The sequence below is a fragment of the Nocardia neocaledoniensis genome (assembly GCF_029868625.1).
In the GTDB taxonomy this organism is placed as follows: domain Bacteria; phylum Actinomycetota; class Actinomycetes; order Mycobacteriales; family Mycobacteriaceae; genus Nocardia; species Nocardia neocaledoniensis_A.
The window spans coordinates 1-11,108 of record NZ_JARWOJ010000236.1 but is presented as its reverse complement, the minus strand read 5'-3'; the positions used below and the strand labels follow the sequence as shown (position 1 = coordinate 11,108).

The window sequence follows — 11,108 nt, the reverse complement described above, 5'->3', positions numbered from 1 at the left end:
CCCGCCCCCCCCCCCCCGCCGGGGCGGCCCGCCGCGGGCCGCCCCCCCCGGGGCCGCCCCCCCCCCGCCCGGCGCCGCGGGGCGGCCCCCCCCCCGTCGGATCAGCGGGTGACGGCGGTCCGCGCGAAGGCCGCCTCGGCGGCGGGGAGGGCGGCGGCGCGGTCTTCGGGGACCAGGCCGATGCGGGTGCGGCGGTCGAGCAGGTCGTCGACCGTGAGGGCGCCCTCGTGGGTGATCGCGAAGTCGAACTCCGCGGCGGTGACATCGATACCGGGAGCGACGGGTGCGCGCAGGGCCGGGTCGGCCAGCCACGCCGACACGATGTGGCCCGCCTCGCTGCCGTAGCGCTCGATGAGCACCGGCGGCGCGTCGATGCGGTCGCGGGCGGCCCCGGCGACGGCGCCGACCAGCGGCAGCGTGGTCGTCCGGCACGGGCCCGCGGCCAGCCCGGCGTGCGCGACGGCCGCGTCGACGGCGTCCTGGGCCATCTGCCGATAGGTGGTCAGCTTGCCGCCGACGACCGTGATCACGCCGTCGGGGGAGGTGAGCACCGCGTGCTCGCGGGAGATGTCGGCGGTGCTGTCGTCGGCGGTCTTCAGCAGGGGGCGCAGGCCGGCGAAGCGGCCTCGGATGTCGGCGCGGGTCAGCGGTTCCCGCAGCGCGGTGTTGATGGTGTCGAGGAGGAAGTCGATCTCGGCCTCGGTCGGCTGGGGCTCGTCGGGGATCGGGCCGGGGGCGTCCTCGTCGGTGAGGCCGAGGTAGACGCGCCCGTGCGCGGCCGGGAGCGCGAAGACGAATCGGCTGATGCTGCCCGGCACAGGGACCGTCAGCGCCGCGCTCAGGCCGCCGAACGCGGCGGCGTCGAACACCAGGTGCGTGCCGCGGCTGGGGCGCAGCTCGATACTGCGGTCGACCTCGCCCGCCCACACCCCGGTCGCGTTGAGCACGGCGCGGGCGCGCACGGTCAGTGTCTCGCCGGTCAGCGTGTCGCGCAGCTGGACCGAATCACCGGTCGCGGCAACGGCTTCGACGCGGGTCAGGACCGTGGCGCCGGCCGCGGCCGCGGTGCGCGCGAGCGCGACCACCAGACGCGCGTCGTCGACGAGCTGGCCGTCCCAGGCCTGCAGACCGCCGCGCAGTCCGGCCCGGCGCACCGTCGGCGCCAGGCGCAGCGCCTCGGCCGCGGTGACCCGGCGCGAGCGCGGCAGGATGTCGGCGGAGGTGCGGGCCGCGATCCGCAGCGCGTCACCGGCGGCGAATCCCGCGCGGATGAGCGAACTCTGGGCGAGCTTGATCCCCGGCAGCAGCGGGACGAGCTGGGGGAGCGGGCGCACCAGGTGCGGCGCGGTGGCGCGCAGCAGCACCCCACGTTCGACCGCGCTCTCGTGCGCGATGCCCACCCGGCCGCTGGCCAGGTACCGCAGGCCGCCGTGCACCAGCTTCGAACTCCACCGGCTGGTACCGAACGCGAAGTCGGCGCGTTCGACCAGCGCGACGCGCAGGCCGCGCGCGGCCGCGTCGAGCGCGGCGCCGACACCGGTGACGCCGCCACCGATCACCAGCACATCGACGTCGGGCCGATCCCCGAGGGCGCTCAGCTCGGCGGCGCGGCGGGTGGCGTCGAGGGCGGAATTCGAATCAGGAGTCATCACAGTCCTTCTCGCGTAGCGGGAACAGGTAACCCTCGATCGCCCTCGCCAGCTCCGCGTCGAACCGCGCACCCGACAGCAACGGCTCCACCGTGCCCGCGGACTGCACCGCGGACTGGGTGATCAGCAGCAGCATGGTCGCCATCTGCTCGGCGTCACCGGCGCGGACGGACCCGTCCTCGTGGCCGAGCCGGATGACGGCGGTGAACAGTTCGATCAGTGTGCGCTGATTGCGTCCCAACCGGCCGAACACGTAGGTGAGCATCAGGTCGGTGTCGGTGCGGAAGATCTTGGCGAACACCGCGTTCGCCCTGATCGCCGCCGCGCCCGCCACGATGCCGCGCACCAGCCGGTCCCGGCCGAGGCCGACGTCGGGCATCGTCTCGCCGACGATCGTGCGCAGTTCCCGCACCAGTAGCTCGGCGATGAGCGAGCCCGTGTCGGGCCAGCGCCGGTAGACCGTCGGCCTGCTGACACCCGCGCGGCGGGCCACCTCGGTGAGCGTGGTGCGGCGGACGCCGAAGTCGACGACGCAGGCCCGCGTGGCATCCAGGATCGCCACATCGGTGGGCGAGAGCTGCTCGGCGGTCTGAGTCGCGAGTTCGATCATCGTGGCTTCACCCCGGGGTGTCGGCGACGCCCGGATCCGGCGTCGTGGTCGAGCTGGGACGCCCAAGGGTATCGAGCGGGCCAGCGGGGGCATATCTGTTGGTTACTGCTTGACACTATATGTCAGAATGTAACGCATGGTCGAGATGCAACCCGAAAAGTCCGGCACCGCCACCGCGCGGCCGAGTATGGTGTGGGACGCCTGGGGTGTCCCCGCCGGACACCAGCCGCTGTCGGCGCAGATCCGTGGCCTGCTCGCGCAGGTGTTCGGGATCTCGGGCGAGCCGGTGGCGCGTCGCGACGAGGGCGACGTGCCGCTGCGCCCCACCGCCCTCACCGCGGCCGACCGCGCCGGACTGGCCGCCATCGTCGGTGACGAACATCTCACCACCGCCGCCGTCGACCGGCTGCGACACGCGGGCGGCAAGAGCACGCCCGACCTGCTGCGCCGCCGTGCCGACGGCCCGCAGGACGCGCCCGACGCCATCGTCTTCCCGGCCGATCACGCACAGGTCCTCGCCCTGCTGGCCTACTGCGCCGAGCACGGCGTCGCCGTCGTCCCGTTCGGCGGCGGCACCAGCGTGGTCGGCGGTCTGGACCCGGTGCGCGGGCAGTTCGCCACCGTCATCGCGCTCGATCTGCGCAGGCTCGACACCCTCACCGACGTCGACCCGGTCAGCGGGACCGCCACCCTCGGCGCCGGCCTCACCGGGCCGCAGGCCGAGGAACTGCTCGGCGCGCACGGGCTCTCGCTCGGGCACTTCCCGCAGAGCTTCGAATTCGCCACCATCGGCGGCTTCGCCGCGACCAGGTCCTCGGGGCAGGCCTCGGCGGGCTACGGCCGGTTCGACGACATGGTCGAGCGACTGCGCGTCGCGACCCCGCAGGGCGCCGTCGACCTCGGGCGTGCCCCCGCGTCGGCGGCCGGTCCCGACCTGCGCGAGTTGTTCGTCGGTTCCGAGGGCACCCTCGGCATCATCACCGCGGTCACGGTGCGGGTGCACCCGGTGCCGGAAACCGTTGGGTACCAGGCCTGGTCGTTCCCCGATTTCGCCACCGGCGCGGCCGCGCTGCGCGAGCTCGTGCAGACCGGCGCGGCGCCGACGGTGCTGCGCCTGTCCGACGAGGCCGAGACCGGCCTGAACCTGGCCCGCTCCGCCGACGTCGGCGGCGAGCCCATCTCGGGCTGCCTGGCCATCACCACCTACGAGGGCACCGAGGCGCACGTCGCCGCACGCGCGGGCGAGGCGAGCGCGCTGCTCACCGCGGCGGGCGGCACCGCACTCGGCGAGGCACCCGCCCGGCAGTGGGAACACGGCCGCTTCGCCGCCCCCTACCTGCGCGACGCCCTCCTCGACGTCGGCGTGCTGTGCGAGACCCTGGAGACCGCGACCACCTGGTCGAACCTGGCGAACCTGAAGGTGAAGGTCACCGGCGCGCTGACCGACGCGCTCGGCGCGCAGGGCACCCTCGCGCTGGTGATGTGCCACATCTCGCACACCTATCCCACCGGTGCGTCGCTGTACTTCACGATCGTGGCCAAGCAACTCGACGATCCCATCGCGCAGTGGCGGGTCGCCAAGTCCGCGGCCGGTGACGCGATCGTCGCCGCGGGCGGCACCATCACCCATCACCACGCCGTCGGCGCCGACCACCGGCCGTGGATGTCGGCCGAGATCGGTGACCTGGGGGTACGGGTGCTGCGCGCGGTCAAGCGCGAACTCGACCCCGCGGGAATCCTGAATCCTGGAAAGCTGGTGCCATGAGCGAACTTTCGGTGCGGCGGGTGCTCGTCGTCACGAATCCGTACTCGGGTGCCGGTCGTGGCGACGGTGTCGCCGACGCCGTGCTGGAACGGCTGCTGGCCCAGGGCGTCGAGGTGGCCGAGGTGCGGGCGCCGAGCGCGATCGAATCGGTCGAGCAGGTCAGGGCCGCGGTGAGCAGCGAACTGCGCAGACCTGACGCGGTGCTCTGCGTCGGCGGCGACGGGCTGATGAACGTACTGCTGAACGCGGTCGCGCACAGCACCGTGCCGCTCGGCCTCGTGCCCGCCGGGACCGGCAACGACCTGGCCAGGGAACTCGGCATCCCGACCGGTGATCCGAAGGCCGCCACCGACATCGTGCTGCGTGGCCGGGTCCGCCACATCGACCTCGGCCGGATCGAATCCACCTACGCCACCCCCACCTGGTTCGCCACGGTCGTCGGTACCGGTTTCGACGCGCGGGTCACCTTGCGCGCCAACAAGATGCGCTACCCGAAGGGGCCGTTGCGCTACACCGTGGCGGCCGTGGCCGAGCTGATGCGCGGGTACACACTGCCGTTCACCATCGAACTGTCGGGCCTGGCGCCGGGCGCGCTGGACAACCCCGACGGCGAGCACACCGTGATCCACACCGACGCGGTGATGGCTCCGATCGGCAACACCCGCACCTACGGCGGCGGCATGCTCGTGTGCCCCGACGCGGTCGCCGACGACGGCTACCTCGACATCACGGTGGTCGGCGCCGTCTCGCGGCTCGAGATGGCGCGGCTGCTGCCCGCCCTGTCCGCGGGCAAGCGCATCGATCACCCGTCGACCAAGCGTTACCGTGCCCGCCGGATCACCGTCACCGCCGACGGCGGCTATGCCACGGCCGACGGCGAACCGGCCGGCATGCTGCCCGTCACCGTGCAGGCGATGCCCGGCGCGCTGACGGTGCTGGTGCCTTAGCGCCGGCGCACCGCGGACGGGGTCGTCTCAGGCCGCGTCGAAGGTGATGCGGGTGACGGCGCTCAGGGACTGCCGGTCGACGATCACCACCGACCCGGAGGCCAGCGGCGCCGCGTTCGGTGTCGCCGTGTCCGCGCCGAGCGAGCGCATCAGCCGATCCCACCGACGGCAGTGCGCGGTGAACGCCACGCCGTTGACCCGCCTGCCCCTGGTGATCTGCCCATGTCTGGCCTGGTCGGCGGGCACGTCGATCAGCACCATGTGCACTTCGCGGCGACCCTCCTCGGCCCATCGGCTGATCAACCGCCTGCTCCAGCCGAAGGTCGCGCAGTCGTGGATCGCCACCGGACCGTCGGCGGTGCGCAGGGCGGCACGGATCGCGCGGTAGTGCGCGAGATGGACCAGTGGACGCCACAGCGGATACGGCACGGCGCCGAGGCGGTGGCGTAGCCGGTTGCGGGTGTGCTGGGAATCGAGCACGAGCGCGCCCGTCGCCGTGCGCACCGGCTGCTCCGCGTCGGGTCCCGCGGCGAAGAACCGGTGTAGGGCCGTGGACTTGCCCGCACCGGGCACTCCGGCGAACACCAATACGCTGGTGGCGGGGTAGCGGAGCTCGTCGACCTCGCCCGCGCGGAGATCGACCAGCGCGACCGGAGCCACGATTCGGGACGGCGTGGAACGGGGTGCGGGACTGGCTGCGGAATCGAGCGGGGGCGTCACCCTCTCCAGACTCCGGGAAAACGGACAATTCGGCAATCCGGGATATCCCCGATCTTCGCTGGAGTCGCAAGTCTCACAACAACTTCCGCGTGTCGTTTGTGAGTGGGTGACAAACTTCCGCTCCCGGGTAGGGAGAAACTGAGAATTGCCTATGGATTCCCCGGTCGGGCGCCGATCGCCGGTAGTATCGCAGGGGTAGACGGAGTCTTCGGTGTCCCTCATCCACCGAAGATTCCGTCTCTGTTTTTCTCCGGCACAGGCCACCGGAGGCGGTGGTAAGTCGCGTCGCGCGCGCCCCTTAGGATTGTGGCGTGACCAGCGCAGCCCCAGACAACTCGCGTAATCGTGCCGATGCCCTGCCCAAGAGCTGGAACCCCGGCGAGGTAGAGGCCGACCTGTACGAGGGCTGGGTAGCCGCCGGATACTTCGGCGCCGACGCGACCAGCGGCAAGCCCGCCTACTCGATCGTGCTGCCGCCGCCGAACGTCACCGGCACCCTGCACATGGGCCACGCGCTCGACCACACCCTCATGGACACCCTCACCCGCCGCAAGCGGATGCAGGGCTACGAGGTGCTGTGGTTGCCCGGCATGGATCACGCGGGCATCGCGACCCAGACCGTGGTGGAGAAGCAGCTCGCGGCCGACGGCAAGACCAAAGAGGACTTCGGCCGCGAACTGTTCATCGAGAAGGTGTGGGACTGGAAGCGTGAGTCCGGCGGCGCCATCCAGTGGCAGATGCGCGCGCTCGGCGACGGCGTCGACTGGAGCCGCGACCGCTTCACCATGGACGAGGGCCTCTCCCGCGCGGTCCGCACCATCTTCAAGCGCATGTACGACGCGGGCCTGATCTACCGCGCCGAGCGCCTGGTGAACTGGTCGCCGGTGCTGAAGACCGGCATCTCCGACCTCGAGGTGGATTACAAGGACGTCGAGGGCGAACTCGTCTCGCTGCGCTACGGCTCACTCGACGACAACGAACCGCATGTCGTCGTCGCGACCACCCGCGTGGAGACGATGCTCGGTGACACCGCCGTGGCCGTGCACCCCGACGATCCGCGCTACGCCGCGATGATCGGCACCACCGTCTACCACCCGATCACCGGCCACCAGATCCCGATCATCGCCGACGACTACGTCGACCCGGAGTTCGGCACCGGCGCGGTGAAGATCACCCCCGCGCACGACCCCAACGACTTCGAGATGGGCCTGCGGCACAACCTGCCGATGCCCACGATCATGGACGAGGGCGGCCGGATCACCGGCACCGGAACCGAATTCGACGGCATGGACCGTTTCGAAGCGCGGGTGAAGGTGCGCGAGCGCCTCGCCGCCGAGGGCCGCGTCGTCGCCGAGAAGCGGCCCTACGTGCACAGCGTCGGCCACTCCGAGCGCTCCGGCGAGCCGATCGAGCCGCGCCTGTCCATGCAGTGGTGGGTCAAGGTCGAGTCGCTGGCCAAGGCCGCGGGCGACGCGGTCCGCGACGGCGACGTGAAGATCCACCCCGCCGGCCAGGAACCGCGCTGGTTCGACTGGGTCGACAACATGCACGACTGGTGCATCTCGCGGCAGCTGTGGTGGGGCCACCGCATCCCGATCTGGTACGGCCCCGAGGGCGAGATCGTGTGCCTCGGGCCGGACGAGGAAGCGCCCGAGGGCTGGGTGCAGGACCCGGACGTGCTCGACACCTGGTTCTCCTCGGGCCTGTGGCCGTTCTCCACGATGGGCTGGCCCGAGGCCACCCCGGAGCTGGCGAAGTTCTATCCGACCAGCGTGCTCGTCACCGGTTACGACATCCTGTTCTTCTGGGTGGCCCGGATGATGATGTTCGGCATGTTCGTCAGCGACGACCCGGCCCTCACCACGGGTAAGGGTGGACAGAAGCAGGTGCCGTTCGAGGACGTCTTCCTGCACGGCCTCATCCGCGACCAGCACGGCAAGAAGATGTCGAAGTCGCGCGGCAACGGCATCGACCCGCTGGACTGGATCAACTCCTACGGCGCCGACGCGCTGCGCTTCACCCTGGCCCGCGGCGCCCAGCCCGGCGGTGACCTCTCGGTCGGTGAACCGCACGCGCTGGCCTCGCGCAGCTTCGTCACCAAGCTGTTCAACGCCACCAAGTTCGCGCTGATGAACGGCGCTCGCTCGGGCGAGCTGCCCCCGCGCGAGACCCTCACCGATACCGACCGCTGGATCGTCGACCGGCTCGACGAGGTGCGCGCCGAGGTCGACACCGCCTTCGACGCCTACGAATTCGGCAAGGCCTGCGAGGCGCTCTACCACTTCGCGTGGGACGAGCTGTGCGACTGGTACCTGGAGCTGTCGAAGGTCCAGTTCGCCGAGTCCGACGCGCGCGCCGAGAGCACCGCGGTGGTCCTCGGCACCGTGCTCGACGCGGTGCTGCGCCTGCTGCACCCGGTGATCCCGTTCGTCACCGAGACCCTGTGGAAGGCGCTCACCGGCGGCGAGTCCGTGGTGGTCGCGCCGTGGCCCGCCGCGAGCGGGGTGGCCACCGACACGGTCGCCGCGCAGCGGGTCGCCGACACCCAGCGCCTGATCACCGAGATCCGCCGCTTCCGCAGCGATCAGGGCCTGGCGGACAAGCAGAAGGTGAAGGCCACGCTGGTCGGTCTGGACGAGGCCGGACTCGGCGCGTTCGCCGGCTCGGTGGCCAACCTGGCGCGGTTGACCGAACCCGGCGACGACTTCGCCACCACCGCCGAGGTGCAGGTCCGCCTGTCCGGCGCGACGGTCACCGTCCAGCTCGACACCTCCGGCGCCATCGACCTCGACGCCGAACGCCGCAGGCTGGAAAAGGATCTCGCGGTCGCGCAGAAGGACCTCGACACCACCACGGCCAAGCTCGGCAACGAGGCGTTCCTGGCCAAGGCGCCGCAGCACGTGGTCGACAAGATCACCGGTCGCCGCGATGTGGCCGCGGCCGAGGTCGCGCGGATCGGTGCCCGGCTGGCGGAGCTGAGCGGCAAGTGAACGACGAGCCGGAGCCGCAGTACGAGGCCGACGACCGTCCGGCTCCGCTCGGTGCCGGGCCGTCGCCGGTCGATCTGGCCGAGCTGGCGCTGGTCGAGGCCGAACTCGACAAGCGCTGGCCCGAGACCAAGATCGAGCCGTCGCTGACCAGGATCGCCACGCTGATGGACCTGCTCGGGAATCCGCAGCGCAACTACCCGGCGATCCACGTCGCCGGGACCAACGGCAAGACCTCGGTCACCCGGATGATCGATGCCCTGCTCACCGCGCTGCACCGGCGCACCGGGCGGATCACCAGCCCGCACCTGCAGCTGGCGACCGAGCGGATCAGCATCGACAACGCGCCGATCAGCCCGGCCCGCTACGTGGAGACCTACCACGAACTCGAGCCCTACATCGGCATGATCGACCAGCAGTCCGCGGCCGCGGGCGGCCCGGCGATGAGCAAGTTCGAGGTGCTCACCGGCATGGCCTACGCCGCCTTCGCCGAGGCGCCGGTGGACGTGGCCGTCGTCGAGACCGGCATGGGCGGGACCTGGGACGCCACCAACGTGATCGACGGACAGGTCGCGGTGATCACCCCGATCGGCCTCGACCACGTCGAATACCTCGGTCCCGACCTGCCCTCGATCGCCAAGGAGAAGGCCGGGATCATCAAGCGCGCGCCCGAGGCGCTGGTGCCCGTCGACACCGTCGCGGTGATCGCCGAGCAGGAGCCCGAGGTCATGGACGTGCTGCTGCGCCGGGCCGTGGAGGCCGACGCGGCGGTGGCTCGCGAGGGCGCGGAGTTCCGGGTGCTGGAACGGGCCGTCGCCGTCGGCGGTCAGCTGCTGACCCTGCAGGGGCTCGGCGGCGTCTACGACGAGATCTTCCTGCCGCTGCACGGCGAACACCAGGCGCGCAACGCCTCGCTCGCGCTGGCCGCCGTCGAGGCGTTCTTCGGCGCGGGCGCGGACCGTCAGCTGGACATCGAGGCGATCCGCGCCGGATTCGCCGGTGCGGCCAGCCCCGGCCGGATGGAGCGGATGCGCAACGCGCCGACCATCTTCGTCGACGCGGCCCACAACCCCGCCGGCGCGCAGGCGCTGGCGAACACCCTCACCAGCGAGTTCGACTTCCGCAAACTCGTCGCGGTGGTCGCCGTGCTCGCCGACAAGGACGCGGGCGGCATCCTGGACGCGCTGGAACCGGTCTTCGACGAGATCGTGGTCACCAGCAACGGTTCGCCGCGCGCCATGGAGGTCGACCGGCTGGCCGACCTGGCCGTGCAGCGCTTCGGCGACGAGCGGGTGATCACCGCCGAGACCCTGCCCGACGCCCTGGAATCGGCGATCGCGCTGGCCGAGCAGGCCGGTGACGACGGCGACGTGATCTCGGGCGCCGGCGTCGTGGTGACGGGTTCGGTCGTCACCGCGGGCGCGGCGCGCGCTCTCTTCGGAAAGGCACCGGCATGACCGACGTTCCACCGCCCGCCACCGACCCGTGGAAGGGTCTGCGCGGGGTCATGGCGGGCACCCTGGTCCTCGAGGCCATCGTCGTGCTGCTCGCGCTGCCGGTCGTGGCCGACGTGGGCGGCGGGATCACCTGGTTCTCCGGCACCTATCTGGTGGTGCTGTCGATCCTGATGATCCTGGGCGCCGGCCTGCAGCGGAAGCCGTGGGCGATCCCGTTCAATCTCGGGATGCAGCTGCTGTTGCTGGCCGGCACGTTCATCCACCTGTCCATCGGCATCATCGGTCTGGTCTTCGCCGCGGTGTGGGCGTTCATCCTCATGTTGCGCGCGGACGTGCAGCGCCGGATGGACGCCGGGCTGCTGCCCAGCCAGCGGATGCGCGGCGAGAACTGACACGAGTTCGGCCCGCGGCGACGCCGCCGGATAGAGTGTCGCCGTGACTGAGCAGACTTTGGTACTCATCAAGCCGGACGGCGTCTCCCGTGGCCTCGTCGGCGAGGTGCTCGCCCGCATCGAGCGCAAGGGCCTGACCCTGGCGGCCCTGGAGCTGAAGACCGTGTCCGTCGAGCTCGCGAAGGAGCACTACGCCGAGCACGCCGAGCGCCCGTTCTTCGGTTCGCTCATCGAATTCATCACCTCGGGCCCGGTCGTGGCGGCCGTGCTGGAGGGTCCGCGCGCGATCGCCGCGTTCCGTCAGCTCGCCGGTGGCACCGACCCGGTCGAGAAGGCCACCCCGGGCACCATCCGCGGCGATTTCGGGCTGGAGACCCAGTTCAACCTGGTCCACGGTTCCGACTCGCCCGAGTCCGCCAAGCGCGAGATCGCGCTCTGGTTCCCCGAATTTCCTGCCTGATTCGCGCTGTACTCGCTCGTGGCGGGCGGGGGGGGCGCGGCGCGCGAGGGCGGGGCGGGGTTTGGCCCCCCGGGGGCCCGGGGGGTAGCCCCGCCCACCCGAAGTGGTTAATTCAAAAGGA

General features: G+C 71.5%; 9 protein-coding genes. 6 read left to right on the top strand and 3 right to left on the bottom strand.

Going from position 1 to position 11,108, the window contains the following annotated elements; genetic code table 11:
* Nucleotides 1-101 precede the first annotated feature (101 nt).
* Together QH270_RS18595 and QH270_RS18590 are read right to left on the bottom strand one after the other, a co-directional pair.
* Nucleotides 102-1,649: a glycerol-3-phosphate dehydrogenase/oxidase gene (locus QH270_RS18595; RefSeq protein WP_280344001.1), complete on the bottom strand. Its 1,548-nt coding sequence runs from the start codon at nucleotides 1,647-1,649 to the stop codon at nucleotides 102-104.
* Entirely contained in the window at nucleotides 1,639-2,259 is a 621-nt protein-coding gene (locus QH270_RS18590; protein WP_280343999.1) for a TetR/AcrR family transcriptional regulator, read from the bottom strand. Before QH270_RS18590 ends, QH270_RS18595 begins: the two co-directional genes overlap by 11 nt.
* A 136-nt stretch (nucleotides 2,260-2,395) precedes the next feature.
* Here QH270_RS18590 and QH270_RS18585 point away from each other — a divergent pair, with 136 nt between their 5' ends.
* Together QH270_RS18585 and QH270_RS18580 are read left to right on the top strand one after the other, a co-directional pair.
* Nucleotides 2,396-4,024, top strand: coding sequence for an FAD-binding oxidoreductase (locus QH270_RS18585; protein ID WP_280343997.1), 1,629 nt, complete (start codon nucleotides 2,396-2,398; stop codon nucleotides 4,022-4,024).
* Nucleotides 4,021-4,971, top strand: a complete 951-nt coding sequence (locus QH270_RS18580; RefSeq protein WP_280343995.1) for a YegS/Rv2252/BmrU family lipid kinase — start codon at nucleotides 4,021-4,023, stop codon at nucleotides 4,969-4,971. Before QH270_RS18585 ends, QH270_RS18580 begins: the two co-directional genes overlap by 4 nt.
* A gap of 27 nt (nucleotides 4,972-4,998) precedes the next feature.
* Here QH270_RS18580 and QH270_RS18575 read toward each other — a convergent pair whose 3' ends face one another.
* Entirely contained in the window at nucleotides 4,999-5,631 is a 633-nt protein-coding gene (locus QH270_RS18575) for an AAA family ATPase (RefSeq protein ID WP_280343992.1), read from the bottom strand.
* Between the two features lie 371 nt (nucleotides 5,632-6,002).
* On the opposite strand from QH270_RS18575, the gene QH270_RS18570 reads away from it, so the two are divergent.
* From QH270_RS18570 to ndk, 4 genes are read left to right on the top strand one after another with little or no spacing between them, the layout of a single operon-like run.
* A complete protein-coding gene (locus tag QH270_RS18570) occupies nucleotides 6,003-8,681 on the top strand; it encodes a valine--tRNA ligase (protein ID WP_280343989.1) in 2,679 nt (892 codons plus the stop codon).
* The gene (folC, locus tag QH270_RS18565) at nucleotides 8,678-10,135 is read left to right on the top strand and encodes a bifunctional tetrahydrofolate synthase/dihydrofolate synthase (protein ID WP_280343987.1); all 1,458 of its coding nucleotides are present in this window, start codon (nucleotides 8,678-8,680) and stop codon (nucleotides 10,133-10,135) included. Before QH270_RS18570 ends, folC begins: the two co-directional genes overlap by 4 nt.
* The gene (locus tag QH270_RS18560) at nucleotides 10,132-10,527 is read left to right on the top strand and encodes a DUF4233 domain-containing protein (RefSeq protein ID WP_280343984.1); all 396 of its coding nucleotides are present in this window, start codon (nucleotides 10,132-10,134) and stop codon (nucleotides 10,525-10,527) included. The genes folC and QH270_RS18560 overlap by 4 nt, the downstream gene beginning before the upstream one ends.
* Before the next feature lie 43 nt (nucleotides 10,528-10,570).
* Nucleotides 10,571-10,987 carry a nucleoside-diphosphate kinase gene (gene ndk / locus QH270_RS18555; RefSeq protein WP_110039504.1) on the top strand — a complete coding sequence of 139 codons (417 nt, stop codon included), beginning with the start codon at nucleotides 10,571-10,573 and terminating at the stop codon, nucleotides 10,985-10,987.
* Nucleotides 10,988-11,108: the final 121 nt, after the last annotated feature.